Genomic DNA, 26812 nt, shown 5'->3' on the forward strand with positions numbered 1-26812 from the left:
GCGCGCCGGCGCGCGCGAGGCCGGCGACCGCCCGCCCGGGAGCCGGTCGCCGTTCCGGACGAGGAAGGTCAGCCCGCGCTCCGCCCGGCGCTGGAGGGCGACGACCGACTCCACGTCGGGGCGACGCCGCGCCTCGAACGGGGCGAGCGCCGCCGCCGGGAGCGCGAACCCCCGACCGCTCGCGTCCGCGTCGCCCCGGCGTGCGAGCGCGTCGCACAGCACGTCGTGTGCGACGACGGCGTCGCGAATCGCGAGTGCGTTCCCCTGCGCGCCGACGGGCGAGGCGACGTGCGCCGCGTCCCCGAGCAAGAGGAGCCCCGGCCGGACCCACTGGGGGGCGAGTCCGGGGGCGATGTCGAGCAGGGAGCAGTCCTCGAACCCGTCGAGGTGAGCGTCGAGCGCGGGGCTGAGTCGCGGGTCGGCGCGCGCGAGTCGGTCCCGGAAGGCTCCGATGCCCGCCTCGCGCAGCGCCGGGTACGTCCCCTCCTCGACGAGCCAGCCGACCTGTAGCTCCCCGCCACCCAACCCGAAGAACAGCATGACGCCCTCGTCGCTCAGGTGTCCCTGGGCGCGCGACTCCACCGCGTCGGTCGGGAGCTTGAACCACACCAGTTCGAGCGGCGAGTCGAACAGGCCGGCGTCGATGCCCGCCGCCGAGCGGACGGTCGAGTAACGGCCGTCCGCGCCGACGACGGCGCGCGCGCGGAACGTCACGTCCGCGTCGGCCCGCCGGTCGTGCGCCTCGACGCCGACGACGGCGCCGTCCTCCGTCCGGAGCGTCTCGGCCGTCGTCGCCGGGTGAAACGAGAAGTTCTCGTACGCGCCGGCGCGCTCGACGAGCAGTTCGAGCAGCGCGGGCTGTTCCATGAGCAGCGTGTACGGGTGGGGGGTGTCGAGCACGTCGAAGTCGAACACCTGCACGCGCTCCCCGTAGAGGACGACCTCGCCGACGCGGGCCGTCTCGTGGTCGAGCGCGAGCACGTCCGCCAGCAGGTCCATCCGGTCGAACAGGTCGACGACGCCGGGCGTCCAGCCGAACCCGCGGAACTCCCGCTCGAACGTCCCCGCCCGCTCGACGAGCGCCACGTCGACCCCGCTGCGCGCGAGCAGGTAACTCAGGACCGCGCCGCCCGGGCCGCACCCCACCACCGCCACGTCCACGATGTCCGCTTCGTCTCCGGACGCCATGGGTGAACTGGACGCGGCGGCGACAAGAAGCTATGCCGAGATGTCGGGGTGATTGCCCGCGAGAGACCACCCCGGCGTCCGCCCGGGAGCGAGTGCGCTCGGAGCGCCGCCCCCGTCGTCTCAGAGGTCGACCACGTAGACGGCGCCCGTCTCGTCGTTCTCGTCGGGTTTGCCGACCGCGACGCGGTTCCCGTCGAGGGCGAGTCCCCCGCCATAGTCGAGCGTGCGCGCTCGCGTCCACGTTCCGTCGCTCGGTTCGAACAGGTCCGTCCGGTCGCTCCCCAGGCTGACGAGGAGCCTGTCGTCCCCGAGCGCGAGGGGCCACCCGGTCGAGGTGTCGTTGATCGATAGCTTCGCCTCCCGGTCCCATCCGGACTCCGATCGCTCGTAGACGTACACCGCTCCCGGCGCGTCGGTCTTCGTCGGTTCGGCGACTGCGACCCGGTCGGCGGCAGCGGCGACCCCGATGCCGAACAGGGACCGGAAGCCGAGTCCCTCGTCCGGCGTGAACCGCGCGGCCGTCTCCCACTTCCCCGCGTCCGACCGCTCGAAGACGTACGCCTCGTAGTCCGTGTACGACCCCAGAACGATCGTCTCTCCCGAGAGGGCCGCGGCGGCGGGAGCGTACTCCTCCGACCCGATGAAGAACGACTCCACCTCCTCCCACGTGCCGGCGTGCCGCTCGAAGATGTAGACGGCACCGCCGTCGCCGGTCGTGATCCCGACCGTTCCGTCGAGGTCCACCGACCCCGCGCTCGTGTTGGCCGGACCCGGGTCGAGCCGCTGTCGTCGGACCCACTCGCCCGTCGCCGGTTCGCGCTCGTAGACGAAGACCACACCGTACCCCGAAACCTCGGCCGTCGGGTACCCCGGCTCGGAGACCAACGCCGTGTCGCCGTCGACGGCGACGCCGGAGCCGAACCGGGGAGCCGAGAGGTCCTCGCGGAACTCCGGGGGCAGCGGCTCGCCGGCGAGTCGGTCCGACTGTGCCCAGCCGTCGTCCGTCTCGGTGAACGCGTAGGCCGCCCCGAGGGCGTCGTCCGCCCTCGGTGCTCCGGCGAGCAGCGTCGACCCGTCGAGCGCGACCGAACTCCCGAACAGGTCGCCCTCCGCGGCGTCGTCCGCGGTCAGTCTGGTCTCCTCGTCCTCGGGCGCTCCACACGGGAGGTCCGCTTCCAGCCGGTGCGAACCCGGTCCGAACGTCTCGGTCGCCGCGTCGACGAGTTCCTGTTCGTCCGCCGCTCCAAACGAGAACGCGCCGCCGGGGAGCGTGTAGACGACGAGCGAGAGCGTGCGTTCACATCCCTCTGCGACCCGGAACGCCACGGAGGCGGTCCCGCCGCTCACTCGGATGGGGTCGGCGGTGACGCACTCGCGGACGTCCGGGGCGAGCGAGTTGAGCCACGTGTCGCGCCGCGTGACCCCGTCTTCGTCCCCGTGGGCGTACTGGATGAGGCGGTTCTGTCGGCCGTAGTAGTCGTCCTCGCTCTCGCCCAGTACCTCGTTCGGTTCCCCGGCCACGAAGTCCACCTGGTACGGACACGAACCGTCCGACTGGGCGCTCCCGAGTCCCGTACCGACGCCGAGCAACCCCGCCGCGGCCGCGCCGGTCCGCAGCGCGGTTCGTCTCGTCAGCCGCGCACCTCGATTTCTTGTCATGGAAGCTATGTGTGCGGGAATGGTTGATAAACATGAACGACCGTTCGGCCCCATGTACTCAATAAGCGCGGGGTTACCACCGGTCAATCACTGCCTCTCCACCCCCATGTGCTACCCATCGCTACGGCCGACGCTCGGTGGCCGGCGGACGGTCGTGCGTCGAACGCCGGCCGGTTGCGTCGCTGGCGCGCCGACTTCGGAGTTCTCGGGTACACCGAGGAGCCTCCTCCATAGCGTCGAACGGGTAGTCGGTTCGGAGACCGAGGTTGGGGTTCGAGACACCCGACCGGGACCGCCGGAGCGAGTCGTCAGGAGCCGTCGGTCCCCCCGCCCACGCTTCTCCGTCGGTAGGAGTCGAGGTTCTCCGTAGACGGAGGTGTCGCTTCGGTTGTCGACCACGCCGTCGGCGCTCACCCGAGGCGAGTCCGTGGTCGCCGAGCGCGCTACGCGGTCCGCGGCACCGCGTACGCGCCGACGAGGAAGAACCCCGCCGCGAGCGCCGCGAGCACCGCGAGGTTCCCGTACGTACCGAGCGGCGGCGCGTAGACTCCCTCGGGGGGACGTACACCAGCGTCCGGACGCCGCGCGCGAAGTAGGTGAGCGGCGAGAGCGACTCGACGAGGCCGAACCAGTCGGGCAGCAGGTCGCCCGAGACGAACGTGTCCGAGAGGAACAGCAGGGGGAGCGCGATGGTGTTCGAGGCGGCGATGACGCCGTCCTGCGAGTCCGCGACGCTCCCGAGCACCGCGCCGAAGCCGCAGAACAGCGCCACCGCGAGGACGACGAACGGAACGAGCAGGAGGAGCGTGGGCGTCACCGGGACGCTCGCGCCGGTCAGCGCCACCACCAGCGCGAGGATGAGCAGCGACGCCGCGCCGATGACGCCGACGTTGACGAGCGTGTGCGCCAGCAGCCACTCCGCGCGGGTGAGCGGCGTCGTCGCCAGCTTCTCGAACCGGTGGCCGTCGCGGTGGCGCGCGATCTCGCTCCCGACGCGCGAGAGCGGCGTGAACAGCACGACGGTGGCGAGGTAGCCCGGCACGTAGTAGGCGTCCGACCGGGCGAACAGCCCGCCGCCGCCCGGCTGCGTCCGGACGAGCACCCCGAAGATGACGACCAGGATGACGGGGAAGAAGAACGTGAAGAACACCGCCGTCCGCCGCCGGAGGAACGACCGCGCGGCGGCGACGGCCTCGCTCCGGACGCGCCGCGTCCGACTCACTGCTCCGCCTCCACGGCGCTCGCGCCGGGAGTGGTGGCCCCCTCGAACGTCTCGCCGGTGAGTCGGAGGTAGACGTCCTCGAGCGTCGGCTCCGTCCACGTCAGCGACTCGTAGGCGACCCCCGCGCCGTCGAGCGCGGCGACCGCCGGCCCGATTCGCTCCGGCGAGACGCCCTCGACGACCGCCTCGTCGGCGCCGACGTCGACGTCGAACCCGGCGTCTCGAAGCGCCGCGGCGGCGGTCCGCGTCGACTCGGCCGCGCGCTCGCCGCCGAAGCCGAAGACGAGGCGGGCGGTCCCGCCGTACTCGGCGACGAGCGCCGACGGCGTCCCGACCGCGACGAGTTCGCCGTCCCGCAGCAGCCCCACCCGGTCGGAGAGCCGCTGGACCTCGTCCATCGAGTGGCTCGTCAGGAAGACGGTGGTACCGCCGGCGGCGAGGTCCTCCAGCAGGCCCCACAGCGCGCGCCGACCGGCCGGGTCGATGCCGGTCGTCGGCTCGTCGAGGAAGAGGACGTCCGGGTCGTTGACGAGCGTGAGTCCGACGCAGGTCCGGCGCTTCTGCCCGCCCGAGAGTTCCTCGTACCAGGTGTCGGCGTCGTGGCTCATGCCTACGTCCGCGAGCACGTCGTCGGTCGGTCGCGCCTCGTCGTACAGACCGGCGTAGTAGTCGACGAGTTCGCGCGCGGTCAGTCGGGCGTGCGGCGAGAACTCCTGCGGGAGCAGTCCCAGCGCCGCCTCGTCGGCCTCCGCGGGTGGAACGCCGAACGTCGTCACCTCGCCGTCCGCGTCGGTCGTCCCGGTGAGCGCGCGTACGAGGGTCGTCTTGCCCGCGCCGTTCGGCCCGATGAGGCCGAACACCTCGCCGGCGTCGACGGCGAGCGAGACGCCGTCGAGCGCGACCGTCTCGCCGTACGCCTTCCGCACGTCCGTCGCGCGGACGACGGGTTCCTCGCTCATGCGAACGGCTCCGCCCCTGCGCCGGGTAAGCGTACCGAACCGGGGCGCCGCCGGACCGTCGCCCCGGGTGTCCCGGCGAACGACCGCCGGGGACCGACGGACGGGGTCACAACGACTGTCGGACGAACTGACTGACGATGGTGTCCTCGGCGGTCCGGAGGCGGTACTGGACCGTCGAGCGGGGCACGCCGAGTCGCTCGCTCAACTCGGCGACGGTCACCCCCCGCGGCCGCTCGTAGTACCCCGCGTCGAACGCCGCCTCCAGCACCTCCCAGTGGTCGTGCGAGAGGTGCGCCGCCGCCCGCGACTCGGCGTCCCAGTTGCCCGCCGTCCGGAGATGAGACACCTCCAGTTCGAGTCCGGAACGGAGTTCCCGCTCGATGCCGTCGTACAGCGGTCCGATGGACCGGTCCTGCGGGTAGAGTACCTTCCACCGGTACTCGCTGCCGGTCCGGCGCGCCTCGAAGAGGACGCCGTCGCCGAGGTAGTCGACGACGATGTACGGCACGGACCGACAGTCGGACACCTCGTGACGACGGCTGTAGACGGTCCGCGAGTCGGACTGCCGGTCGAGCACCTGGTACCAGCGGGTCGTCTCGCACCCGGGCGCGTCGAGACACTCGTTGCAGTGCGACTCGTCGAGGAACACCGGCTCGACCGCTTCGAGCGCCTCCGCCGGCCCCTTGAGGTGGTCGACGCGCCACATCGCGTCCTCGGTACAGACGCAGACGGAGGTGCGCGCGGTGAGCGACGGGTACGCCCGGAACACGTCCATGAGGTCGTCGGCACCCGCCTCGAACCGGACCACGAACTCGAACTCCCGCATCGGTCGGGCGGACGCTCCACATCGATATCACTGTTGGGAGAGGAGTTGGCACGTGCTAATCGACGAAGGAACGTCAACATCGGGTAATAAGCCGGCACAGAGAGACTCCCGAATCTGCCACAAGCGGAGTTGGACATAGCCAAGGAAACGTTCTGGCCCGTGCGGCCGGTAGCGACGACCGGACCCATGAGCGAGAAACCCCACGCGTCCGGGTCGGTCGAACCCGGCGACACGAGCAAGCGCGTCGGCGCGGAAGTCGTCCGCGAACGGGGCGTCGACCCCGAGGAACTCCGCGAGAAACTCATCGACGCCATCGGCGCGGAGTTCACGACCTACTACTACTACACCAACCTCCGCTGTTATCTCGCCGGCGAGGAGGACTACAAGGAGATAACCGAGGACGCGCGCCTCGAGGACCGCGCGCACTTCGAACTCGTCATGCCGCGCGTCTTCGAACTCGGTGGGTCGCTCCCGAACGACATCCGCGACTTCGCGGACCGCGCGTCGTGCCCGGACGCCGAGCTCCCGGACGACCCCAGCGCGGAGAACATCCTCGAGGTTCTCCTGGAGGCCGAGCGGTGCGCCATCCGGACGTGGAGCGAGGTGTGTGACATGACCCGCGACGCGGACCCGCGCACGTACGACATGGCGGCGCGCATCCTCAACGAGGAGATGGACCACGAGGCGTGGTTCATCGAACTGCTCTCGAAGGAACGCGATGGCGAGGTCAATCCCGCCGGCCACTTCGTCCGGGGCGAACCGGGCGAGGCACCCTACTCGACGAACAACCGCTTCAACGACTCGGCTTGAGCCCGCAGGGCCTCTCGGTCCTCACGTGACGACGTACACACTGACCATCGAACTGCCCGACGACAGCGAGACAGACCGAGCCGGCGAGACGGTCGACGTCGAGGTGGAGGAGGACGAGTACCTGCTGTGGGCCGCCCGCGAAGCGGGGGTGTGGCTCCCCGCCGACTGCCAGCAGGGCTGGTGTTGCACCTGCGCCGCGAAACTCGTGGAGGGGGACGTCGACCAGTCGGACGCGCGCCGGTACTACGACACCGACCGCGAGGCGGGGTTCGTCCTCCCGTGTACGGCGAGGCCGAAGTCGGACGTGACCATCGAGGCGGAGGCGTACGAGGAACTGCTCGAACACCGGGCGGAACACGGCCAGCCGCCCGGAACCTCGAAGGTCGACACCTGACGCCACGATGCCCCGCGACTCCTCAGAGACGAACGGTGAGAGCGGCCACCGGACCGATGAACCCGCCTACGGGAGCGTCCTCGTGTTCGACGGGGACTGCCCGTTCTGTTCGGCGGCCGCGAGCGCGCTCCGCCGACTCGAGGACACTGCGGTCGTCCCGTGGGACGACGAGCGCGCGCAGGCGTTCCTCGACGCGCAGTTCGAGGATGTGCCGTTCGCGCTCGTCCTGGCGGACGTCGACGCCGGAACGGTGTGGGTCGGGCGCGAGGCGGCCCGCGAACTCTGCGAGCGCGCCGGCGTCCCGGCGCTCGTCGGGGACGTACTCCGTGACAACTACGAGTCGGTCGCGGACGCGGTCCGGACTGCGACGGGCGCGGAAGGCGACCCGGACGACCACCACGGGCCGCCGAGATGACCGCCGCCGCCGCCGCCGAGTTCGGGGCGCTCGCGGCCGGCGCGCGGAAGACGCACCGCCCCAGACCGGACGTCGACGACCGGTTCTGACCCCCGTGGCGTCGCACGGGCCCGACGCTGGGACGCGAGCGGCCGGGACCGACTCGATTCGCCGCCTGACCCGCTTTTTTGGTGCGGGCGACCGAGGAGAGCGTATGGCCGACGAGATGACCTACCGCCGACTCGGGTCGACCGGCACGAAGGTATCGGGCCTCTGTTTCGGCACGTGGCGCTTCGGGATGGAGTCCGGCGGCGTCGTCGAGACGGGCGCGGACGAGGCGCACGACCTGCTCGACGCGTTCGCGGACGCGGGGGGGAACTTCATCGACACCGCCAACGTGTACGGCGACCCCAACGGCACCTCCGAGGAGTACATCGGCGACTGGCTGGCCGGGCGCGACCGGGAGGAGTACGTGCTCGCCTCGAAGGTGTACTTCGGGTTCGACCCGGACAACCCCAACGGCTCGGGGCTCTCGCGCACGCACATCCGGCGACAGATCGAGGGGACGCTCGACCGACTGGGAACCGACTACCTCGACGTGTACTACATCCACCGCTTCGACGAGGACGCCCCGGTCGAGGAGACGCTCTCGACGCTCGACGGGTTGGTGGAGGACGGCCGGGTGAACTACCTCGGAGCGTCGTCGATGGCGGCGTGGCAGCTCACGAGGATGCTGTGGGCGAGCGACGCGAACGACCTCGAACGCTTCGAGGTGACCCAGCCGATGTTCCACGCCGCCCACCGCGAGACGGAGGAGTACCTCGACGTCTGCGCCGACCAGGACCTCGCGGTCTGTCCCTACTCGCCGCTGGCCGGCGGCTTCCTCACCGGGAAGTACGAGCGCGACGAGGACGGGCGTGCGGTCGGCCCCGAGGGGTCGCGCGCGGACCTCGTCGAGTACTTCCAGGACGCCTACGTCGACGAGCGCGGCTGGCGCGTCCTTGACGCGGTGCGCGAGACGGCCGCGGAACTCGACGCGACGCCCGCGCAGGTCGCGCTCCGCTGGCTCATCGAGCGCCCCGACTACGCCTGCGTCCCCATCGTGGGCGCGCGGACCGTCGAGCAACTGGAGGACAACCTCGGCGCGGTCCGTATCGAACTCTCCGACGAGCAGCGCGAGCGTATAACGCAGGCGCGAGAGGGCAGCGAGGCCGAGTGAACGACTAACGGGAGCGAACGAGGCCTCGGAAGAACGGCGGAGTCGGGGGCGCGCGAACGCGCGAGTGCGGGGTGCGAGCGACGCGAACCTTCGACGGGTGCGCGGTGTGGGGACGATTCGCACGCCACCGGAAGCCATTTTTCTCCGCTGGGCCACTCGCCGGCAGTGACCGACCCCGAGGACGAACGACGGGCGCAGCGGCGCGCGGTCCGCGACGGCTACGACGCGGTGGCCGACGAGTACGGCGAATCGCGCGGGTCGCCCGAGGCGAGTCTCGTCGCCGGGTTCCTCGACGGGCTCCCGACCGGGAGCCGGGTACTCGACGTCGGCTGCGGGCAGGGGACGCCGGTGCTCGACGGCCTGCCGGACGGCGTCGAGGCGGTGGGACTCGACTTCTCCGTCGAGCAACTCCGGCGCGCCCGCGGAGCGACCGACGCTCCCCTCGTCCGCGGCGACATGACGGCGCTCCCCGTCGCGGACGCGAGCGCCGACGCGGTGACCGCGCTCCACTCGCTCATTCACGTCCCGACGTCCGACCACCCGGCGGTCGTCGCGGAGTTCGCCCGCGTGACCCGTCCCGGCGCGCGCCTGCTCCTCACCGCCGGGACGGGCGGGTGGTCGGGCGCGAACGACGACTGGCTGGACGGCGGCGCGCGCATGGAGTGGTCGTTCCCCGGTGCCGAGACGACCCGGGAGTTCCTCCGCGAGGCCGGGTTCCGCGTGACCGACGAGGAGCTGGTTCCGGGCGCGCTCGGCGAGGACGACGGCGAGTGGCTGTTCCTGACGGCCGAAAAACGGGAGAACTGAGCCGCTCGCACCGCCGGGTGCGAGCGGATGCGAAGCGGATGCGCGGTCGGGTCGACGCCGGAGGACGGGGCGAGTGTTACGCCGTCGCGCCGACGTAGGACCCGACCGAGTCGACGATGGTGTCGACGTCGAACTCGTCGGACTCCTTGTCGAAGACCACGTCGCCGTCCGTTCGAATCTCGAACACGCCGTCGTCGCCGGTGACGAGCGCGACGCGGTCGACCTCCTGCCCGTACGCCTCCAGCACCGCCGCCTGAACGTTCTGTGCGCGGTCCAGCATCCCGCAGGGGACGCAGTACTCGATTTCGACGGTCGTCATGGGACGGGCGGGTCTTGTGGCTCGACGGGCATAAAACGGCGCGTCGAGCACGGATTCGCCGGTATCGGAGAGTCCCGCCGTGCGTTCGGTGACGGGTGGAGCGAACCGGAGGCGCGCCGCCGGCCGACTACGCTCCGGACCGACCGCCCGACCCGGACGCGTCGAACCTGGGTCGCCACCACAACAGCGCGACGGTGAGGAGGAAGACGGCCGTCGAGGGACCGTACCCCAGCCCCGCCGCCGCCGCGGCCAGTGCCCCGCCGCCGCCGAACAGCGACGCCGCCGCCCCCGCGACGATGGGGAACGAACAGGAGACGCACGAGAACAGTCCGACCAGACCCGCGACCCCCGCGCTCGACGCCTCCGCGACGGCGCCGTAGAGGAGGTACGCGAGCGCCGCGTAGCCGAGCACTTTCGCGGGCATCAACACCGCCGCGACGGTGCTCCCGACGTACGTCAGCGCCGGTCCCCACCCCGGGGGGAGGAGCGCGACGTCGAACCCGACGGGCGCGGCGGGCGGTGCCGTCCCGACGACGCCGCCGAACACGGCGAGCAACGCGGCGTAGCCGGCCGCCACACCGGCCGCCCGTCGGCGCGTCGCGCCGTCGACCGGCGGCGGCTCGTACCGCGCGAACACCAGGAGCGCCGCGTTCACCCAGACGAGTCCGTACAGCGTGAACAGCGGCGAGGTGAGCGTGGCGTCGGCGAGCCCGAAGTACAGCAGGACGAGCGCGAGTTCGACGTTACAGACGGTGGTCGCGGCGAGCAGGGCGCGCCGCGAGAGTCGAACGTCGTGGCCGGCGATGGTGGCGTGCATGTTCATGGTGCATCAGACCGCGAGCGCGTCCACGACGACGGCGAGCAGCACCGCGCCGAGGTAGGCGTTCGAGGCGTGGAACGCGCGGAAGGCGGCCCCCTGCGTCCGCTCGTAGTGGAGGCGGACGACGGCCCAGAGGAACACCGCGCCGAGGCCGGCAGCGGTGAGCGCGTACAGCCAGTCGAGCGCACCCAGCCCCGTCATCGCCGCGGCGACGCCGAGCGTCGCGCCGAAGTACCACACGATGTGCCGGCGGGTCGCCGTCTCCCCGCGCACGACGGGCATCATCGGGAAGCCGCCGCGTTCGTAGTCGTCCCTGTACGCGAGCGCGAGGTTGTAGAAGTGCGCCGGCGTCCACAGGAAGATGAACGCCGCGAGCGCGACGCCGCCGAGGCCGACGGTTCCGGTCACGGCGGCCCAGCCGATGAGCGCCGGGAGCGCGCCGGCCGCCCCGCCCACGACGGTGTTCTGGACGGTGTTGGGCTTGAGGACGAGCGTGTAGACCACCGAGTAGAACAGGATGGCGACGAGACCGAGGACGGCCGCGAGCAGGTTCACCCACGCGAACAGCGCGAGCGAGACGACGGTGAGCAGCAGGCCGAACGCGACGGCGTTGCGGACCGACACCAGGTCGACCGCGAGCGGGCGGTCGCTCGTCCGCTGCATCCGCCGGTCGACGTCGCGCTCGAGGACGTGGTTGAACGTCCCCGACGCGCCGATGGAGAGCGCGCCGCCGGCGAGCGTGGCGGCGACGACGCGGGGGGAGAGTCCCGCTCCGCCCGCGAGCGCCATCGCCGCGCTGGCGACGAGACACAGGAGCCACATCAGCCGGGGCTTCGTCAGGCGGAAGTACGCCGTCGCCGTCATCCGTGCGCGGGCGAGCGGCGCGTCGTCCCACGACGGAACCGACGGCCGGTCGCCGGCGTCGAGCGGGTCGGTCGCCGGTGGGGGCGTCGGGATCCTCGACTCCGTCGGATCGCCCGTCTCGGCCTCCAGTTCCCACGCGAGCGCCGCGAGCAGACCGGCGAAGATGCAGAGTCCGCCGACCAGGTGGAGCGTGGAGACGGTGACGCTCACGCCGCCCGCCGTCACCAGCGCGTCGCCGCCCGCGACGGCCGCGTACGCGCCCACGACCGACTGGACGGGGTAGAGCGCGCGGCGAGGACGAGCGGGACGCCGACCCGGGCCGACGGCCGCTCGCGGACCGCCGCGACGAGCGTCGCGAGGGCCAGCAGGCCGACGAGGAACGCGGCCGCGCGGTGGCCGAGCGCGACCCACCCCGCGAGCGTCGTCGGGCGCGCCAGACCGTCCCCGCACGCGGGCCACGCGGCGCACGCCGTCGCCGCCTCCGTGACGGCCGTCGTCGCGCCGACCACGAGCAGGAGGTACACGCCCATCGCCGTCGCGGCGAGCAGGGCGGGGAGCCGCTTCGGATACACGGTGGTGACCTACCGACTGGGTGCATATCAACCCGGCGCTTCCCGAGCCGAAACCGCACGCAGGGCGACCGATTCGAGGGACAACAGCAGGTATTTACGTGGGCTGTTCGAACCACGCTCACAATGAAGGGTACGCGTCTCGGGGCCCTCTCTGCGGCGCTGGTCGGGCTGACGGCGTTCGTCGGTACGGCCGCCGCACAGCCATCCACCACCGCGGAGCTCATCAACGAGCTGAACGGAAAACTCCTCTACATCGGGATTCCCATCACGCTCCTCGTCGAGGTCATCCTCATCTACACCGTCCTGAAGTTCAAGGACGCCGACGAGGCGAAACCGACCCGGGAGAACCGGCGGCTCGAAATCACGTGGACCGTCGCGACGGCGATAATCCTCGTGTTCGTCGGGGTCGCCTCCTACGGCGTCCTCGCGAACCCGGACGTGACGTACACCGACAACATGGAACTCGCCCCCGACGAGGGCGACGTACACGTCGAGGCCGTCGCGTACCAGTGGAACTGGCGGATGAACTACCCGGAGCACAACATCTCGGAGGTGACCGCCGGTCAGGTCAACGCGTCGGCCGCGGAGGGGCTGGAAGGGCCGACGCTCGTGTTACCCGCGGGGCAGGACGTGTACATCACCACCACGTCCGAAGACGTCATCCACGCGTTCCACGTGCCCGAACTCGGCCTGAAGCAGGACTCCATCCCCGGACAGGAGAACACCATCAAGACGCGGCCGCTGGAGACGGGCGTCTACCAGGGCTACTGCGCGGAGTACTGCGGGAGCGGACACTCCCAGATGTACTTCAACGTCGTCGTGGTCGAGCAGTCGACGTACGACCAGTTCGTCGAGGCGAACGCGGGCACGGGCGGCGGGTCCGGCAACGCGTCGGCGAGCGGCAACGCCACCAACGGGACGGCGACGCCGGCCGGCACCCCGACCGGCACGTCGACGTCGGGCGACCTGTCCGTCCCCCTCGCCGCGTAACGGAACTCCCTCCGCGCGCCGGTCTTTCAATTCAAGTGCGTCACGACCGTAGCGGGGTCCATGCGTGACGAGGACGAAGTGCGCGAGCAGTACGAGTTTCTGGCCGAGCAACTCGACTCCGAGGAGATGCGCCACGAGCGTGTCAGGCAGATGTTCACCTACTACAAGCGGGCGCTCGGGTGGGTGCTCGAAGAGGAGTACATCTGACGACAGAAGTGCCCGGTAGCTTTATGGGGTTATCCTCGATAGATACGGGTGACGCTTCGTCTGGAGGGCCGAAGCGTCAGCGGGGACCAATTCAAGGGCGGCACGCACCGCGGTTTTCGCGGCGTGCCCCTTTGTCCGACTGCTACACCCCCAGTGGTGGCGCCGTTCTACTCGATTCGTAACTCCCCCGAGCGGTCGCTCTCGCTCTCGGCGCCCTCGACCCACTCCAGTTCGAACTCCACACTCAGTTCGGCCGGACCGTCGCCCGTCTCGCGTTCGGCCTTGACCTCGAACGCCACCGTCTCCGGGACCGAGAGCGTCAGTGACTCCTCGCCCGTGGCGAGGGTGAGGTCGCCGTCGGCGTCGAGCCGGTCGGCCACGTCGCGCAGCAGCGCGGCGACGTCGCCGCGCGGCCGGTCGTTCTCCGTCGCGAACAGCACTTCCTCGGGCATACGTCGACTACGTACCGGCGCGGTATAAGCCCACCCCGACCCCCAATGTCGTCATCGAAACACTACGCGTTTCCCGGTACTGTTCACGATACTTATACGTCCGTCAGACGAGGAGCGGGCGATTTTCACCGCTACGTTCGGGCTGGCAAGGAGGTAGTCGACATGTTTATTTCGAACCGACAGTAACTATAACTCGGACATTACCGATGTACGACCTGACCGGGTTCCAACGGGACCTCCTCTACGTCATCGGCGGGCAGGAGGAGCCGCACGGCCTCGCCATCAAGGAGGAGCTAGAAGAGTACTACGAGAAGGAGATCCACCACGGTCGGCTCTACCCCAACCTCGACACGCTCGTCGACAAGGGGCTCGTCGAGAAGGGCCAGCGCGACCGGCGGACGAACTACTACACGCTGACGCGCCGCGGGCGCCGCGAGATCGACGCCCGCCGCGAGTGGGAAGACCAGTACGTCGACGTCGAGTGACGACCGGGGCGGGTCGCCGCCGGACGCTCACTCCTCTTGTATCTCGGCGTCGGCCTCGAACGGGTTCCAGTCGGTGAAGTAGGACGGGTCGACGGCGTACGGCTGTATCGGGGTCCCCTCGACGAGTTCGGGGAGGACGATCCGCACGAAGTGGACGACGAGTACGAGCAGCATCGGCATCAGGAAGATGCCGTACCACCCGAACAGCAACGGGCCGAGCGTGTACGCGAGCATCACCGCGCCGACGTGGAGCGACCGTCCGGAGACGTACGGGCGGAGCACGAGGTCGGGGATGGTGTCGACGACGAGGAACGAGACGACGACGAACAGCAGCACGAACCAGAGCGCCCCGCTCGTGCCCGTCGCGATTCCCCTGACGGCCATGAACGCCGCGACGGGGACGTAGACCAGTTTCATCCCGACGATGGGGACGAGGCTCGCCGCCCCCGCGAGCAGACCCACGAGCGCCGCCGCGGGGATGGTCCCGCCGGGTGGGGCGACGACGTTGAGGAGCGAGTAACTGATGACGCCGATGGTCCCCGTGACGATGGCGTTGAGGATGTTGCCGAAGAAGATGTTCCGGTAGTCGCGGTCCACGGCGCCGGCGTACGCCTCCAGCACGCCGCTGTCGTCCGCGAATCGAGCGAGGACGTACCGACTGAGTCGGCCGCCGTCGCGCAGGAGGTAGAACGCCAGCGCGAGCATGATGAACAGGTGGAGCAGCGCGGTCCCGAAGAACGCCGCGGCGTCGAGCGCGCCCGAGAGCGACTCCGAGATGCGACCGATGACGTCGGCGGTGAGGTATCGCCCCCAGTCGAGTTCGAGCAGCGCCTGCGGGTTCGAGAGGGTGGCGACCAGTTCGGGGGTCAGGCCGGGGATGCGCGACGGGTCGAGCACCCCCCTGTCCGTCAGCGCAGTCACCTGGGCGGCGACGATGAGGAGGGCGTACCCGACGAGCACCAGACCGGGGAGCGCGAGCGCGAAGATCGCCACCGCGGCGGCGACGCTGGACTGCGGAACCCGGCGACGGATGCGCTGGTACACCGGTCTGGTCGCGTAGTAGATGAAGAAGCCGAAGACGAACGTGCCCACGAACGAGTAGACCACGTAGACGACGGCGGCCGCGAGCGCGAACCCGACCGCCCACCACGTCGTGCGCCAGCGATTCACGTCGAGGAGGGCCATGCCGTTCATCGGTCGCGGTACCGATAAAAGCCTACCGCGGCAGTCGACCCCGCGGACGGTCGACCGCCCGGGGCTCGCAGCCCACACCGTTAAATAGGTCTATGTAGTACGCAATAGTTCAGTCGTGCCGCTCCTCCAGACCACCATCGTCGACGCCCCCCTCTCCGAGCCGGTGGTGCGTCTCGTCCTAGCGGCCCTGCTCGGCCTGTTCATGGGGCTCGAGCGCGAGTGGTCGCAGAAGTCCGCCGGCATCCGGACGTTCTCGCTGACCAGCCTCGTCGGCGCGGTGTTTACCCACCTCGCGGAGCGGGAGTTCGTCGGCGAGGCGCTCCTAGCCGTCGGGGGTGCGCTCGTCATCGTGCAGGGGGCGCTGCTCGCAATCCGGGGTCTCCGTCAGGAGGCCGACGACCCGTCGCTCTCGCTCACGACGTCCGTCTCGCTGCTCGCCGCGTACGGCGTCGGCGCGCTCGTCGCCGCGGGGTTCGTCCTCGAGGGGGTGACCGTCGCGTTCGTCTCCGCGGCGCTGCTCGTGTTGAAGCGGGAACTCCACACGTTCGCGGGCGACCTCTCGCGGGCCGAACTCCGCTCGATGACGGAGTTCGCCATCCTCGCGTTCGTCGTCTACCCCGTCCTGCCGGCCGGCGAGCGGGTCGTCTACGGGGTCCCCTTCGAGCCCCGCGTCGCGTGGCTGATGGTCGTCACCGTCGCGGGCATCGGCATCGCGAACTACGCGCTCGTCCGAACGTACGGCGGCCGCGGCATCGCGGTGACCGGGTTCTTCGGCGGGCTGGCGTCCTCGACGGCCGTCGTCGGGACGATGCTCGACCACGTCTCGCGGCGGGAGGACGCCGTCTCCTACGCGGTGGCGGCCATTCTCCTCGCCGACGCGGCGATGGCCGTCCGCAACCTCGCCATCGCGCTCGCGTTCACCGTCGCCTCGGGCGTGCCCGCGCTGGTGGGCGTCGTCGTCCCGCTGGGCGCCATCGTCCTCTGCGGGTTCGCCGTCGCGGGCGTGACCGCCGACTGGAGGGAACAGGTCGACGTGGACCTGGAGTCGCCGTTCTCGCTCCGGAACGCGCTCGCGTTCGGGTCCGTGTTCCTGCTCATCCTCACCGGGAGCACGCTCGCGCAGACGACGTTCGGGACGGCCGGGCTGTACGTCTCGGCGGTCCTCTCGGGGCTGGTCTCCTCGGCGGGCGCGACCACGTCGGCGGTACTCCTGTACCGTGGCGGGACCATCGACCAGGGGACCGCGGTGGTGGTCGTCCTGCTCGCCACCGCGGCGAGTGTCGTGGTGAAAGCCGCCCTCGCGGCGGCCGGCCCGCGGCCGTTCGCCCGCCGCGTCGCCGGGTGGAGCGCCGTGCTGCTCGTCGTCTCCGGGGCGTTCACTGCGCTCGCCACGGTGCTGTGAGCGGACCGATTATCGACCCACGCAAATCGGTACCACTGAGTTTATCCGGGGGGGTTCCTACCGGGGGATGTGAACCGGGACACCGCCGAACCGGAGGTGAGTCTCATGCCGGGCGAACGGGCCCGCAGGTGGGCGAAACACCACCGCGACGTCGCCGCGCGGACCACGTACGTCTACGACTTCGTCTGGGACATCACCGAGGACGCCGAGGGACCGTTCGTGACCGACGTCGACGGGAACGTCCTGCTGGATTTCACCTCACACGTCGCCGCCGCGCCGCTGGGGTACAACAACCCGAAGGTGATGGACCGGATGGCCGAGTTCGACCTGGTCGACCCGACGAAGATCGCCGGACAGGACTTCTACGTCTCGGACGGCTCGGACCCCGGCGAGTCGACGCTCCCCGGTCCGACGGAGCTGATGCACAGACTGACGGACCTCACCGACCACTACGGGCTCGACACCGTCTTCCTCTCGAACTCGGGTGCGGAGGCCGTCGAGAACGCCATCAAGATCTGTTACGACGACTCCGGCGGCGGGAAGTACGGTATCACGTTCGACGGCGCGTTCCACGGGCGGACGCTCGGCGCGCTCTCGCTCAACCGCTCGAAGTCGGTGTACCGCAAGCGCTACCCCGAACTCTCCGGGATACACGACGTGCCGTTCTGCGACGACGCCGGCTGTGACCCCTCGTCGTGTTCGTGCGGCTTCTTCGTCGACGACGGCGAGACGTCCATCCTCCGGGAGAAGCTCGACTCCGTCCGCGGGCACATCGACCCCGACGAGGTGTCGTACGTCATCATGGAGCCGATTCAGGGCGAGGGCGGCTACCGGTTCCCCTCCGACGCGTTCACCGACGAGGTGGCCGCGGTCTGCGCGGACCACGACATCCCGCTCGTCGCCGACGAGATACAGGCCGGCCTCGGGCGGACGGGCGAGATGTGGGGGTCCGACCACTACAGCATCGAACCGGACGTCATCGCGGCCGCGAAGGGCGCGCGGGTCGGCGCGACCATCGCCGCAGAGGACACCTTCCCGGACGAGAAGGCGCGCCTCTCCTCGACGTGGGGAGCCGGCGACATCGTCTCCTCGATGCTCGGCGTCTTCACCCTCGACGCCATCGAGGAGTACGACCTCATGGCGAACGCGGTGTCGCGCGGCCGGCAGTTCCAGGAGACGCTCCGGGACGCCGACGCGCCGGGCGTCGCGGACGTCCGCGGGAAGGGGCTGATGCTCGCCGTCGAGTTCGACTCGAAGGAGCGGCGCGACGACGTCCAGCACGAGGCGCTCACGTCGGGTCTGCTGACGCTGGCGTGCGGGTACAAGGTGCTCCGCATCCTCCCCCCGCTGGACGTGACCGAACGGGAGATAGACGTCGGCGCGACGATGCTGCTCGACGCCATCGAGGACGCGGCCTGAACGCAGGAACTCCCGGCCGAACGACTGTCAGGGGACTCCTCGACGCGCCTACGCCCGCGACGGAGACACCGTGTTACTCTACCGCGAGCGAGGGCTGGAAGCCCGAGCGAGCGGCTCTCTCATGAACGGGGGTCGACGAACGGGCGCGCCGACGGCGCGCGAGCGAGGAGGCCCCGTGAGAAGTGGTTCTACATCTGGTAGCGCCGCTCGTCGTCGCGCTGGGGGTACTGGTCCTGCCCGGTCATCTCGTCGTACGTCATCCCGGCGAGGTACTCGTCGTACGTCACGTCGAACGCCTCCCGGAGGTGGAAGTCCAGGTCGCCGGTGTCGACCGTCCGGCGGAACAGCGCGTGGACACCGCGCCGGAACAGTTCGTCCCGGTCGCCGTCGAACGCCGCGAGCAACAGCGCGAGTTCGTTGCGCGTCTCGCGGTCCAGTTCGACCGTGACCGTCTCGTCCATCCCGGCGTACGCTCCGGTCATCGCCTCGTCGAGGTCGTTGAGTCCCATGGCGGGAGGAGCGCCGGACGAGTGATACCGGTTACGCTCCGACGCGCGCCGCTCAGTCGAGGAGCCACCCGACCGCGGCGAGGGCGCCGACCGCGAGGAGCGCGGCGGCGAGACCGGGCGAGCCGAGCTTGACGGTCGCTGCGGCGGTCATCGGCACGGTGAACACGCCCGCGCCGACGCCGCGGAGGACGGGTGAAGCCACGTTCGAGTCGGACACGAGCCAGTCGGGTAAAACTGTCTGCCGCGACCCCACCGCGAAGCGTCAGCGCTTTTTCGGCCGTGGGCCAAGCGGGTGACGATGCCCGACCACCTCCCCGAGGGCGAGGAACTGGAGCGGGTCCGCACGGCGCTCGTGGAGTGGTACGAGCGGGACCACCGCGCGTTCCCGTGGCGGCGGACGGACGACGCGTACGCGATTCTCGTTTCGGAGGTGATGAGCCAGCAGACCCAGCTCTCGCGCGTCGAGGAGGCGTACGCGGCGTTCCTCGACCGCTGGCCGACCGTGAGCGACCTGGCGGCCGCCGAGCGGAGCGCGGTCGTCTCGTTCTGGTCGGACCACTCGCTGGGGTACAACAACCGCGCGACGTACCTCCACGAGGCGGCCGGACAGGTCGTCGACGAGTACGGCGGAGCGTTCCCCGAGTCGCCGGCGGACCTCCAGGACCTGATGGGCGTCGGCCCGTACACCGCGAACGCCGTCGCCTCGTTCGCGTTCGACAACGGGAACGCCGTCGTGGACACGAACGTCAAGCGCGTGCTCCACCGCGCGTTCGACGTCCCCGACGACGACGCCGCGTTCGAGACGAGCGCGGCCGAACTCATGCCCGCCGGCGAGTCGCGCGTCTGGAACAACGCGGTGATGGAACTCGGCGGCGTCGCGTGCGGGAAGACGCCGCGGTGCGACGAGGCGGGGTGCCCCTGGCGGCGGTGGTGTCACGCGTACGAGACGGGCGACTTCACCGCGCCGGACGTGCCCGAACAGCCCGCGTTCGAGGGGAGTCGCCGCCAGTTCCGCGGCCGGGTCGTCCGGACGCTCGGCGAGTACGAGCAACTGACGCTCGACGAGTTGGGTCCGCGGATTCGCGTCGACTACTCGCCGGACGGGGAGTACGGCCGGGCGTGGCTCCGCAGACTGCTCTCGGACCTCGAGGACGATGGCCTGGTGGACGTCACGGAGACCGACGGCCGCACCGTGGCACGACTCAGCCGGTGACCGGCCGCTCCGGCGAGGAGTCGACAGTGTGAAATGTTCACTATCCTGGAGAACGTAGAGGACGTATGGAGGAGCACAGCCTCAACAACCTCGACCGGAGAATCCTCCACCTGCTGCAGGTCGACGCACGAGGGAACCGGAACACGGACATCGCCACCGAGACGGACGTGACCGGCACCACCGTCGCGAACCGCATCGAACGCCTCGAAGAGCGCGGAATCATCCGCGGGTACTACCCGGACATCGACTACGAGGTGGCGGGGTACCCACTGGTGGTGGTGTTCGTCGGCACGGTTCCCGTCGACCAGCAGGCGGCCATCGCCGAGCGAGCACTCGACGTGCGGGGCGTAGTCAACGTCAGAGAACTGCTGGCCGGCGAGGAGAACCTCCACGTGCAGGCCGTCGCGGAATCGACCGACCGCGTCAGGCAGGTCACCGAGACGCTCGACGACCTCGGCCTCACCATTCACCGAAACGACATCCTCTCGCAGGAGACCAGACGACCCTGGAACCACTTCCACCTCGAACTCGAACCAGACGGCGCGCGCGAGGCGAGCGAGGACGCCGAAGATGAGTGACGACCCGAAGATCCACAGTTAGCATCCCTATACATGACTAAGTTATCTTTTTAAGTTGGGAAATAAAATGTCCGTTTAACTTCTCCTTGCGTTGTTGAGATGCATAACGTGTAAGACAAGAAACTACTATACCGGCAGGTATCGTCGTGTGAACCAATGGGGTCCCCCGACACCGCGCGGCTGAGTGACCTGTTCGGACTGCTGCGGAGTCCGCGGCGGCGGTACGTGTTGTACTACCTGACGAGCGAGTCCGCCATCGTCGACCGGGAGACGCTCGCACGGCGCGTCGCCGAGTGGGAGGCGGGCGGCGCCGAGGTCGACGAGGAGTTCGTCCGACGCGTCGACACCAGCCTCTATCACGCTCACCTGCCGGCGCTCGTGGACGCGGGCGTCGTCACGTTCGTCCCGGGGTCGGAGCAGGTCACCCTCGCCGACGTGGAGGGGTTCGACCGGTTCCTCGACGCGGCGATGCGCGTCGACGTACCGGACGCCGACCTCGCCGCCGACGGCCTGAACTGAGTCGAACCGACCGCTCGCCGCGTCAGGCGCGTCCGAACGGGGACCACCGGTGACGTGAAATCTCTCCGATACTCTCTCCGCGGACCGGAAGCTGTTTACGTCGGTCGTCCTCTCCCGCTGTATGCCCACCTGTCAGAACTGCCAGTCGTTCGTGACGGAGCGTTACGTGAAAGTGTTCGAACCGGAGGGAATCACTCAACCGCGGGCGTGCCCCCACTGTGAGGACATGGTTCGGCGGGGGAAGACCGTGCGCGCGAAGAAGAACTGACTTCTCCCCGGACTCTTCTCCCTCCCCTCTCTCGACACTGCGAGCGTTGAACGGTGGTGCGAACCCGAGCGGGAGAGCCGAAGCGCCGGCGTGTCGACGGAGGGGGTCAGGCCTCGCCGTAGACGGGGACGGCCGCCCCGCTCGTCGGCGCGGCGGCGTCCGAACAGAGGAACTGCATCACGCGCGCCACCTCGGCGGGCAGGACCCAGTCGTCGCTCGGCTCCATCATCTCCCGGTTCGTCGGGGTGTCCAGCACGGACGGCATGACGCAGTTCGCGCGGACCGTCCCGCGGTTCTCCGCCGCCACCGACTCGGTGAGGATGCGCACGCCCGCCTTCGTCGCGCGGTAGACGGCGTCCCCCTCGCCGCCCTCCAGCCCCGAGCGGGCCGACACGGAGACGACGGCTCCCTCGGTCTCCCGGAGGTGCGGGAGCGCGTGTTTCGTCGCGAGGAACGCCGTCTTGAGGTTCACCCCGAACAGGAGGTCGAACTGGTCGACGTCGGTCTCGTCGACCGGGTCGCCGCCCCGCCACGTGCCCGCGATGTTGAGGAGGAAGTCGAGTCGGTCGTGTTCCTCGACGACCGCCTCTACGGCGTCGCGCACCTCGCGCTCGTCGGTGAAGTCCGCCCGGTGGAACGAGACGCGCTCCATCCCGTCGGGGTCGAGCAGCGAGTCCTCGCTGTCGGCCGCCACCACGTCGCAGGCCGCGACGGTCGCGCCCGCGTCGACGAACGTCTCGACGGCCGCGCTCCCGAGCGCCCCGCACGCGCCGGTCACGAGCACGACCCGGTCCGTGAAGTCGAACTGAGCGTTCATGCCCGACCGTCGGCGTCCGACCGCACAAAACTACCGCCGCCCGGAACCAGTCGAACCGTTCGAACCGCCCGGCCCGTCCGGCCCGTCCGAACCCGCAGAAGCACGCGAAGACCGGCTACGGTTCGATGACGAGTTTCCCGAAGAAGCTCTCCGCGAGCACGTCGTGCTGGGCGGCCGAGGCGTGCGAGAGGTCGTAGCTGCGCGCCACCTCGATGCCGAACTCGCCGTCGGCCCACAACCGCGCGACGGCTTCGAGCGGGTCCGCCAGCCGCGGCGTGTTGAACATCGACATCAGCGTGACCTGCAGGTCGTTCGCGCGCGCGCGCGGCGAGTTCGGAATCCCGATGTTCGGGTCCTGCTCGCCGATACCCACCACGCGTGCGCCGGTGGCGGCCACCTCGGCGTCGAGACCGAGGTAGTCGTCGAGGCGGTGGTCGAGCACGACGTCGACGCCCCCGTCGGTCGCCTCGCGGACGGCTCCCGCGAGGTCGGCCTCGTCGTAGTCGAGCACCGCGTCCGCGCCGAGTCCGCGGACCCGGTCGTGGTACTCGGGCGCGGCGGTCGTCACCACCCGCGCGCCGGCCGCGGCGGCGATCTGGACCGCGGCGTGGCCGACGCCGCCGGAGCCACCGTGTATCAGAGCCGTCTCCGCCGGGCGGAGGTCGGCGTGGTCCACGAGCGCGCGCCACGCCGTCACCGCCGCGACGCCCGCCGCGCCCGCCTCGACCGGGTCGACGCCGTCCGGAAGCACGGCGATTCGGTCGGCCGGGACGACGACGTACTCGGCGTAGCCGCCGGGCCCGTCGCGGCTCAGCCCGGTCGCGTACACGCGGTCCCCCTCGGCGACCCCCTCGACGTCGCTCCCGGTGCCGACGACTTCACCGGCCGCGTCCACGCCCGGAACCATCGGCAGGTCGTACGGCTCGTACGACCCCTCTCGGAAGTAGGTGTCGACGGGGTTGACCCCGGCGGCGGCGACCTCGACCACAACCTCGTCCGGGTCGGCCTTGGGCCGCCCGACCTCCTCGACCTGTAACACCTCGGGACCGCCGTGCTCGCTGAAGCGTACCGCTCTCATCCGCCGGACCGTCGTGGGGCCGTGGTATAAATCCCGCAGAGGGCGGTATCGAGAACGTAAGCCGCGCCGGCGAGTCGGTCGGCCGGGAGACGGGTCGGACGGACGGGACCGAAGGTTGATACGGGCGCTCGGGTAACTGACCCGCATGCGGACGCCTCGCACTCCGACTCGCGGCTGGGCGAAAGTGACGCTCGGCGTCTCGCTCCTGTTCGCAGTCGGCGCGTTCGGCTACTTCGCGCTCGCCGGTGCCCCCGTGAACGGGGCGATACTCGGCGCCATCATCGTCGTCGCCGGCGTCTGGGAGTACCGGCGCAAACTCCAAGACCAGCGGGTCGCGGAGAAGTACGAGGCCGAGGCAGAGGCGAACCGGCGTCGCGACCGGCAGTAGAGTCGAGATACGGGATGGGGAGACGCACCCGCCGCGGGCGTTCGACGGCTCAGTCGTCGCTCGACGCCCGCGCCGGGTCGCCGGCCTCACTGCCGGCCCGGTCGAGTTCGGCCTCGGGGTCGAACCCCTCGGCGCTCTCGTAGAGGTGACACGCCACCTCGCGTTCGTCGTCCACGTCGGCCTTCCGTTCGAGCGGCGGGACGACCTGGTCACAGACCGGGCCGATGTACTCCTCGCACCGGTTCTTGAACCGACAGCCGCTCGGGACGTTGATGGCGTCGCCAACCTCGCCCTCCAGTTCGACCCGCTCGCGCTGCGAGTTCGGGTCGGGCACCGGGACGGCGTCGATGAGCGACCGGGTGTAGGGGTGCTTCGGGTCGGTGATTATCTGCTCGGTCGGCCCCTGCTCGACGATCTTCCCCATGTACATGATGGCGAGCCGGTCGCACATGTGGCGGAGCAGCGAGAGGTCGTGGCTGATGTAGACGACCGAGAGGCCGAACTCGTCGGTCATCCGCTCCAGGAGCGACAGTACGCCCGCGCGCAGACTCACGTCGAGCATCGACACCGGCTCGTCGGCGACGATGAAGTCCGGGTCGATGACCAACGCGCGCGCGATGGCGAGCCGCTGGCGCTGCCCCCCGGAGAGTTCGTGGGGGTACTGGTCGAAGTACTGGTCCGGCGGCTGGAGCCCCGCGAACTCCAGCGCGCGGCGGACGCGCGCGCGCTGGTTCGGCCTGTCGTGGATGCGGAGGGGTTCGACCACGGTGTCGTACACCGTCATCCGCGGGTTCAGGCTCTCGAAGGGGTCCTGGAATATCATCTGGGCGTTCCGCCGGAAGTTCGACAGCTCGGACCCGGTCTTGTTCGCGATGTCCTCGCCGTCGTAGTAGATGCTCCCGTCGGTCGGCTCGTACAGCTTCACGAGCGACATGCCGGTCGTGGTCTTTCCACAGCCGGACTCGCCCGCGATGCCGAACGTCTCCCCCTCGTGGAGTTCGAACGACACGCCGTCGACGGCGTGGACCGCCTTCGGCTCCTGACCGCGGACGGTGTTCATCAGACTGCTGACGAGGCCACTTTCCGCGGGGAAGTGCTTCTTCAGCCCGTCGACGCGGACGAGCACGTCGTCGTCAGTCATCGGCGACACCTCCCTCCTCGGCGGCGTCGTTCTGGGCGTTCTGCCACGTCTCCGCCTGGTCGGCGACCGGCCGGAGTTGCGCGTCGATGTCGTCGACGTGGTGGCAGTACGACCGGAGTCCACCGACCTCGACCTCCGGCGGCGGCTCCTGCGAGCAGATCGGCGTCGCCAGCGGGCACCGCTCGGCGAACCGGCAGCCGACCGGCGGGTCGTGGAGGTCCGGCGGATGCCCGCCGATGCTCACGAGGTCCTGGTCGGCCTCCTGGATGTTCGGGAACGCGCTCTTCAGCCCGAGCGTGTACGGGTGGTACGGCTGGTCGAAGATGGCCTCGGACGGGCCCTCCTCGGCGACCTCGCCCGCGTACATCACCACGACCCGGTCGCACGTCTCCGCGACCACCGCCACGTCGTGTGTGATGACCATCATCGACGCGTTGGTCTCGTCTTGAATCTCGTTGATGCGCTTCAGAATCTGGTCCTGCATGATGACGTCGAGCGCCGTCGTCGGCTCGTCCGCGAGGATGAGCGACGGCTCCAGCACCAGCGACATGGCGATCATCGCCCGCTGGCGCATCCCGCCGGAGAACTGGTGGGGGTAGTCGGTCTGGCGCTCCCGGTCGAGGCCCACCAAGTCGAACATCTCGTCGATGCGCTCTTGAGACTCTGTCTTCCCCCACTTGGGGTAGTGCGCCTCGATGGCCTCCATGATCTGCTCGCGGATGGTGTACACCGGGTCGAGCGCGTTCATCGCCGACTGGGCGATCATCGATATCTCGTCCCACCGGAGTTCCCGGCGGCGGCGCTCGGGGACGTCCGTGAGGTCCTCGCCGCGGAAGCGTATCTCGCCGCCGTTGATGTAGCCGTTCTGCGGGAGGATGCCGATGACGGCCTTCGCGAGCGTGCTCTTTCCGCAGCCCGACTCGCCGACGATGCCGAGGTTCTCCCCCTCCTGAATCTCGAAGCTGACGCCGTCGACCGCCTGGACGGCGCCCTCCTCGGTGTCGTAGTACACCTCGAGGTCCTCGACTTCGAGCATCGCCATCAGCGACCACCTCCGGCCGACCCGTGCGGTTCGTCCGCCGTCGCTTCGACGCGGAACACGGCGGGGGGTGCCGGCCTCATCGCTCCACCTGCAGTTCGGGGTTCACGATCTCCTCGTAGCCGCGACCGATGAGGAACCCGCTGATGACGACTAGCGCGATGCAGACGCCCGGCGGCACGAACCACCACCACGTCCCCTCGGCCATCGCGTTGTAGACGCGCGCGCCCTGGAGCATCACGCCCCACGAGACGCTGTTCGGATCGCCGAGCCCGAGGAAGGAGACGCCCGCCTCGGTCAGGATGGCCCACGCGATGGCGAACGCACCGTAGAGGAACGCCATCGGCAGCACGTTCGGCGCGATGTGCCGCGAGAGGATGCGCCAGTTGCTCGCGCCCGACACCCGGGCGGCCTTGACGAACGCCCGCTCGCGCAGCGACAGCACCAGCGACCGGATGACCCGGGCGGAGGTGCGCCACTGGAGTAAGACGAACGCGAAGATGATGCTGTCGAGCCCCGGCCCGAGCACGGTCACGAGCACGATGACCGTCGGGAGCAGGGGGAGCCCGTAGACGAAGTCGACGAGCCGCATCAGGAAGTCGTCGACGTAGCCGCCGTAGTAGCCCGCCGTCAGCCCGACCATCGTCCCGATGCCGACGGTCATCACCGCCGCCACCAGGCCGACGATGAGCGCCGGCCGCGCGCCGTACACCAGCTGGCTGAAAATGCCGTACCCCTGGGCGGTGGTGCCGAGGACGTAGCCGCCCTCGCCGCCGAGGAACGACGGCTCGATCCACTTCGCGATGAGGCCGCCCTCGGTGTACAGTCGCTCCGTGGGCGGGTGGGGGGCGAGGTACGGGGCGAGGAGGGCGATGAGGCTGAACGCGCCGATGACGCCCATCGCGGCGACGACCAGTCGGTCGTCGGTCAGCAGGTTCCACTGCTCGGCGAGCGTCGCCCGCCACAGGCGGGCGTTGCGCCGCCAGGTGCTGAACTCCTCGTCGGACTCGTACTCCTCGATGTCGGCGAATATCGACCGTTCGTGTTGTTGGCTCATGTC

General features: G+C 70.0%; 29 protein-coding genes and 3 pseudogenes. 15 read left to right on the forward strand and 17 right to left on the reverse strand.

All coding sequences use genetic code 11. The features are described from left to right. Positions 1 to 261 precede the first annotated feature (261 nt). The 5 genes and pseudogenes from AC6RUA_RS05425 to AC6RUA_RS05445 all read right to left on the reverse strand — a co-directional run. A pseudogene (locus tag AC6RUA_RS05425) lies at positions 262 to 1188 on the reverse strand (FAD-dependent monooxygenase); the annotation flags it as partial. Between the two features lie 120 nt (positions 1189 to 1308). Beyond that, the gene (locus AC6RUA_RS05430) at positions 1309 to 2847 is read right to left on the reverse strand and encodes a hypothetical protein (protein WP_499814919.1); all 1539 of its coding nucleotides are present in this window, start codon (positions 2845 to 2847) and stop codon (positions 1309 to 1311) included. 443 nt (positions 2848 to 3290) lie between these two features. Beyond that, positions 3291 to 4069 (reverse strand): annotated as a pseudogene (locus AC6RUA_RS05435) (ABC transporter permease). After that, a complete protein-coding gene (locus AC6RUA_RS05440) occupies positions 4066 to 5028 on the reverse strand; it encodes an ABC transporter ATP-binding protein (RefSeq protein ID WP_499814920.1) in 963 nt (320 codons plus the stop codon). Before AC6RUA_RS05440 ends, AC6RUA_RS05435 begins: the two are co-directional and overlap by 4 nt. Before the next feature lie 106 nt (positions 5029 to 5134). Next, complete coding sequence (locus AC6RUA_RS05445; protein WP_499814921.1) at positions 5135 to 5854, reverse strand: helix-turn-helix domain-containing protein; 720 nt, start codon at positions 5852 to 5854, stop codon at positions 5135 to 5137. 186 nt (positions 5855 to 6040) lie between these two features. Between AC6RUA_RS05445 and dps the strand changes: the two genes are divergently transcribed. From dps to AC6RUA_RS05470, 5 genes are all read left to right on the forward strand, one after another. Further along, positions 6041 to 6664, forward strand: coding sequence for a DNA protection during starvation protein (gene dps, locus AC6RUA_RS05450; protein WP_499814922.1), 624 nt, complete (start codon positions 6041 to 6043; stop codon positions 6662 to 6664). 25 nt (positions 6665 to 6689) lie between these two features. Continuing rightward, positions 6690 to 7058, forward strand: coding sequence for a 2Fe-2S iron-sulfur cluster-binding protein (locus AC6RUA_RS05455; RefSeq protein WP_499814923.1), 369 nt, complete (start codon positions 6690 to 6692; stop codon positions 7056 to 7058). 7 nt (positions 7059 to 7065) lie between these two features. Further along, on the forward strand, positions 7066 to 7473 hold the full coding sequence (locus tag AC6RUA_RS05460; protein ID WP_499814924.1) for a DCC1-like thiol-disulfide oxidoreductase family protein: 408 nt from the start codon (positions 7066 to 7068) through the stop codon (positions 7471 to 7473). Between the two features lie 205 nt (positions 7474 to 7678). Further along, complete coding sequence (locus tag AC6RUA_RS05465) at positions 7679 to 8671, forward strand: aldo/keto reductase (protein ID WP_499815406.1); 993 nt, start codon at positions 7679 to 7681, stop codon at positions 8669 to 8671. 165 nt (positions 8672 to 8836) lie between these two features. Next, positions 8837 to 9478: a class I SAM-dependent methyltransferase gene (locus AC6RUA_RS05470; RefSeq protein ID WP_499814925.1), complete on the forward strand. Its 642-nt coding sequence runs from the start codon at positions 8837 to 8839 to the stop codon at positions 9476 to 9478. 76 nt (positions 9479 to 9554) lie between these two features. Here the strand turns inward: AC6RUA_RS05470 and AC6RUA_RS05475 are convergent, their stop codons facing one another. The 3 genes and pseudogenes from AC6RUA_RS05475 to AC6RUA_RS05485 all read right to left on the reverse strand — a co-directional run bounded on the left by AC6RUA_RS05475 (position 9555) and on the right by AC6RUA_RS05485 (position 12011). Then, positions 9555 to 9797, reverse strand: coding sequence for a SelT/SelW/SelH family protein (locus AC6RUA_RS05475; protein WP_499814926.1), 243 nt, complete (start codon positions 9795 to 9797; stop codon positions 9555 to 9557). Positions 9798 to 9924: 127 nt separating this feature from the next. Continuing rightward, complete coding sequence (locus AC6RUA_RS05480; protein ID WP_499814927.1) at positions 9925 to 10620, reverse strand: DUF7546 family protein; 696 nt, start codon at positions 10618 to 10620, stop codon at positions 9925 to 9927. A 6-nt stretch (positions 10621 to 10626) separates the two neighbouring features. Then, positions 10627 to 12011: pseudogene (locus tag AC6RUA_RS05485) on the reverse strand (heme o synthase). A 165-nt stretch (positions 12012 to 12176) separates the two neighbouring features. Between AC6RUA_RS05485 and coxB the strand changes: the two are divergent. Further along, positions 12177 to 13043, forward strand: coding sequence for a cytochrome c oxidase subunit II (gene coxB, locus AC6RUA_RS05490; protein WP_499814928.1), 867 nt, complete (start codon positions 12177 to 12179; stop codon positions 13041 to 13043). 60 nt (positions 13044 to 13103) lie between these two features. Then, positions 13104 to 13250 (forward strand): DUF8555 family protein, encoded by a 147-nt coding sequence (locus tag AC6RUA_RS05495; protein ID WP_499814929.1) that lies wholly within the window; start codon positions 13104 to 13106, stop codon positions 13248 to 13250. 167 nt (positions 13251 to 13417) lie between these two features. On the opposite strand, the gene AC6RUA_RS05500 is transcribed toward AC6RUA_RS05495, so the two are convergent. After that, positions 13418 to 13702: an amphi-Trp domain-containing protein gene (locus AC6RUA_RS05500; protein WP_499814930.1), complete on the reverse strand. Its 285-nt coding sequence runs from the start codon at positions 13700 to 13702 to the stop codon at positions 13418 to 13420. A 206-nt stretch (positions 13703 to 13908) separates the two neighbouring features. Here AC6RUA_RS05500 and AC6RUA_RS05505 point away from each other — a divergent pair, with 206 nt between their 5' ends. Beyond that, a complete protein-coding gene (locus AC6RUA_RS05505) occupies positions 13909 to 14187 on the forward strand; it encodes a helix-turn-helix transcriptional regulator (protein WP_499814931.1) in 279 nt (92 codons plus the stop codon). 27 nt (positions 14188 to 14214) lie between these two features. Here AC6RUA_RS05505 and AC6RUA_RS05510 read toward each other — a convergent pair whose 3' ends face one another. Next, complete coding sequence (locus AC6RUA_RS05510; RefSeq protein ID WP_499814932.1) at positions 14215 to 15372, reverse strand: AI-2E family transporter; 1158 nt, start codon at positions 15370 to 15372, stop codon at positions 14215 to 14217. A gap of 124 nt (positions 15373 to 15496) precedes the next feature. Here AC6RUA_RS05510 and AC6RUA_RS05515 point away from each other — a divergent pair, with 124 nt between their 5' ends. Beyond that, positions 15497 to 16783: an MgtC/SapB family protein gene (locus tag AC6RUA_RS05515; protein WP_499814933.1), complete on the forward strand. Its 1287-nt coding sequence runs from the start codon at positions 15497 to 15499 to the stop codon at positions 16781 to 16783. Positions 16784 to 16852: 69 nt separating this feature from the next. After that, positions 16853 to 18202 (forward strand): class-III pyridoxal-phosphate-dependent aminotransferase, encoded by a 1350-nt coding sequence (locus AC6RUA_RS05520; RefSeq protein WP_499814934.1) that lies wholly within the window; start codon positions 16853 to 16855, stop codon positions 18200 to 18202. Between the two features lie 188 nt (positions 18203 to 18390). On the opposite strand, the gene AC6RUA_RS05525 is transcribed toward AC6RUA_RS05520, so the two are convergent. Both AC6RUA_RS05525 and AC6RUA_RS05530 read right to left on the reverse strand, forming a co-directional pair. Further along, positions 18391 to 18711: a ribbon-helix-helix protein gene (locus AC6RUA_RS05525; protein WP_499814935.1), complete on the reverse strand. Its 321-nt coding sequence runs from the start codon at positions 18709 to 18711 to the stop codon at positions 18391 to 18393. Between the two features lie 52 nt (positions 18712 to 18763). Next, on the reverse strand, positions 18764 to 18913 hold the full coding sequence (locus AC6RUA_RS05530) for a hypothetical protein (RefSeq protein WP_499814936.1): 150 nt from the start codon (positions 18911 to 18913) through the stop codon (positions 18764 to 18766). A gap of 96 nt (positions 18914 to 19009) precedes the next feature. Here AC6RUA_RS05530 and AC6RUA_RS05535 point away from each other — a divergent pair, with 96 nt between their 5' ends. The 4 genes from AC6RUA_RS05535 (at position 19010) to AC6RUA_RS05550 (ending at position 21289) form a co-directional block, all read left to right on the forward strand. Continuing rightward, positions 19010 to 19924 (forward strand): HhH-GPD family protein, encoded by a 915-nt coding sequence (locus AC6RUA_RS05535; protein WP_499814937.1) that lies wholly within the window; start codon positions 19010 to 19012, stop codon positions 19922 to 19924. A 65-nt stretch (positions 19925 to 19989) separates the two neighbouring features. Then, positions 19990 to 20502 carry an Lrp/AsnC family transcriptional regulator gene (locus tag AC6RUA_RS05540; RefSeq protein WP_499814938.1) on the forward strand — a complete coding sequence of 171 codons (513 nt, stop codon included), beginning with the start codon at positions 19990 to 19992 and terminating at the stop codon, positions 20500 to 20502. Positions 20503 to 20658: 156 nt separating this feature from the next. Further along, positions 20659 to 21021, forward strand: coding sequence for a DUF7344 domain-containing protein (locus AC6RUA_RS05545; RefSeq protein WP_499814939.1), 363 nt, complete (start codon positions 20659 to 20661; stop codon positions 21019 to 21021). A 121-nt stretch (positions 21022 to 21142) separates the two neighbouring features. Continuing rightward, positions 21143 to 21289 (forward strand): DUF7563 family protein, encoded by a 147-nt coding sequence (locus AC6RUA_RS05550; RefSeq protein ID WP_499814940.1) that lies wholly within the window; start codon positions 21143 to 21145, stop codon positions 21287 to 21289. A 106-nt stretch (positions 21290 to 21395) separates the two neighbouring features. Here AC6RUA_RS05550 and AC6RUA_RS05555 read toward each other — a convergent pair whose 3' ends face one another. Next, on the reverse strand, positions 21396 to 22106 hold the full coding sequence (locus tag AC6RUA_RS05555; RefSeq protein ID WP_499814941.1) for an SDR family NAD(P)-dependent oxidoreductase: 711 nt from the start codon (positions 22104 to 22106) through the stop codon (positions 21396 to 21398). A 115-nt stretch (positions 22107 to 22221) separates the two neighbouring features. Beyond that, entirely contained in the window at positions 22222 to 23184 is a 963-nt protein-coding gene (locus AC6RUA_RS05560) for an NADPH:quinone reductase (RefSeq protein ID WP_499814942.1), read from the reverse strand. Between the two features lie 145 nt (positions 23185 to 23329). Between AC6RUA_RS05560 and AC6RUA_RS05565 the strand changes: the two genes are divergently transcribed. Further along, the gene (locus tag AC6RUA_RS05565) at positions 23330 to 23572 is read left to right on the forward strand and encodes a hypothetical protein (RefSeq protein ID WP_499814943.1); all 243 of its coding nucleotides are present in this window, start codon (positions 23330 to 23332) and stop codon (positions 23570 to 23572) included. A gap of 49 nt (positions 23573 to 23621) precedes the next feature. Here AC6RUA_RS05565 and AC6RUA_RS05570 read toward each other — a convergent pair whose 3' ends face one another. The 3 genes from AC6RUA_RS05570 to AC6RUA_RS05580 all read right to left on the reverse strand — a co-directional run bounded on the left by AC6RUA_RS05570 (position 23622) and on the right by AC6RUA_RS05580 (position 26809). Next, the gene (locus tag AC6RUA_RS05570; protein WP_499814944.1) at positions 23622 to 24713 is read right to left on the reverse strand and encodes an ABC transporter ATP-binding protein; all 1092 of its coding nucleotides are present in this window, start codon (positions 24711 to 24713) and stop codon (positions 23622 to 23624) included. After that, positions 24706 to 25755, reverse strand: coding sequence for an ABC transporter ATP-binding protein (locus AC6RUA_RS05575; protein WP_499814945.1), 1050 nt, complete (start codon positions 25753 to 25755; stop codon positions 24706 to 24708). The genes AC6RUA_RS05570 and AC6RUA_RS05575 overlap by 8 nt, the downstream gene beginning before the upstream one ends. A 76-nt stretch (positions 25756 to 25831) precedes the next feature. After that, complete coding sequence (locus tag AC6RUA_RS05580; RefSeq protein ID WP_499814946.1) at positions 25832 to 26809, reverse strand: ABC transporter permease; 978 nt, start codon at positions 26807 to 26809, stop codon at positions 25832 to 25834. Between the last annotated feature and the right edge of the window lie 3 nt (positions 26810 to 26812).

This window comes from Halorarum sp. SLYT50, from assembly GCF_059821265.1.

Bases quoted from the DNA above. Each gene is read 5' to 3' on its own strand.
- AC6RUA_RS05475 (WP_499814926.1), bottom strand. From the start codon at position 9,797: ATGACGACCGTCGAAATCGAGTACTGCGTCCCCTGCGGGATGCTGGAC.
- AC6RUA_RS05555 (WP_499814941.1), bottom strand. From the start codon at position 22,106: ATGAACGCTCAGTTCGACTTCACGGACCGGGTCGTGCTCGTGACCGGC.
- AC6RUA_RS05525 (WP_499814935.1), bottom strand. From the start codon at position 18,711: ATGGGACTCAACGACCTCGACGAGGCGATGACCGGAGCGTACGCCGGG.
- AC6RUA_RS05440 (WP_499814920.1), bottom strand. From the start codon at position 5,028: ATGAGCGAGGAACCCGTCGTCCGCGCGACGGACGTGCGGAAGGCGTAC.
- AC6RUA_RS05510 (WP_499814932.1), bottom strand. From the start codon at position 15,372: ATGGCCCTCCTCGACGTGAATCGCTGGCGCACGACGTGGTGGGCGGTC.
- AC6RUA_RS05495 (WP_499814929.1), top strand. From the start codon at position 13,104: ATGCGTGACGAGGACGAAGTGCGCGAGCAGTACGAGTTTCTGGCCGAG.
- AC6RUA_RS05575 (WP_499814945.1), bottom strand. From the start codon at position 25,755: ATGGCGATGCTCGAAGTCGAGGACCTCGAGGTGTACTACGACACCGAG.
- AC6RUA_RS05500 (WP_499814930.1), bottom strand. From the start codon at position 13,702: ATGCCCGAGGAAGTGCTGTTCGCGACGGAGAACGACCGGCCGCGCGGC.
- AC6RUA_RS05465 (WP_499815406.1), top strand. From the start codon at position 7,679: ATGACCTACCGCCGACTCGGGTCGACCGGCACGAAGGTATCGGGCCTC.
- AC6RUA_RS05480 (WP_499814927.1), bottom strand. From the start codon at position 10,620: ATGAACATGCACGCCACCATCGCCGGCCACGACGTTCGACTCTCGCGG.
- AC6RUA_RS05445 (WP_499814921.1), bottom strand. From the start codon at position 5,854: ATGCGGGAGTTCGAGTTCGTGGTCCGGTTCGAGGCGGGTGCCGACGAC.
- dps (WP_499814922.1), top strand. From the start codon at position 6,041: ATGAGCGAGAAACCCCACGCGTCCGGGTCGGTCGAACCCGGCGACACG.
- AC6RUA_RS05540 (WP_499814938.1), top strand. From the start codon at position 19,990: ATGGAGGAGCACAGCCTCAACAACCTCGACCGGAGAATCCTCCACCTG.
- AC6RUA_RS05430 (WP_499814919.1), bottom strand. From the start codon at position 2,847: ATGACAAGAAATCGAGGTGCGCGGCTGACGAGACGAACCGCGCTGCGG.
- AC6RUA_RS05565 (WP_499814943.1), top strand. From the start codon at position 23,330: ATGCGGACGCCTCGCACTCCGACTCGCGGCTGGGCGAAAGTGACGCTC.
- AC6RUA_RS05550 (WP_499814940.1), top strand. From the start codon at position 21,143: ATGCCCACCTGTCAGAACTGCCAGTCGTTCGTGACGGAGCGTTACGTG.
- AC6RUA_RS05545 (WP_499814939.1), top strand. From the start codon at position 20,659: ATGGGGTCCCCCGACACCGCGCGGCTGAGTGACCTGTTCGGACTGCTG.
- coxB (WP_499814928.1), top strand. From the start codon at position 12,177: ATGAAGGGTACGCGTCTCGGGGCCCTCTCTGCGGCGCTGGTCGGGCTG.
- AC6RUA_RS05560 (WP_499814942.1), bottom strand. From the start codon at position 23,184: ATGAGAGCGGTACGCTTCAGCGAGCACGGCGGTCCCGAGGTGTTACAG.
- AC6RUA_RS05505 (WP_499814931.1), top strand. From the start codon at position 13,909: ATGTACGACCTGACCGGGTTCCAACGGGACCTCCTCTACGTCATCGGC.
- AC6RUA_RS05580 (WP_499814946.1), bottom strand. From the start codon at position 26,809: ATGAGCCAACAACACGAACGGTCGATATTCGCCGACATCGAGGAGTAC.
- AC6RUA_RS05570 (WP_499814944.1), bottom strand. From the start codon at position 24,713: ATGACTGACGACGACGTGCTCGTCCGCGTCGACGGGCTGAAGAAGCAC.
- AC6RUA_RS05535 (WP_499814937.1), top strand. From the start codon at position 19,010: ATGCCCGACCACCTCCCCGAGGGCGAGGAACTGGAGCGGGTCCGCACG.
- AC6RUA_RS05460 (WP_499814924.1), top strand. From the start codon at position 7,066: ATGCCCCGCGACTCCTCAGAGACGAACGGTGAGAGCGGCCACCGGACC.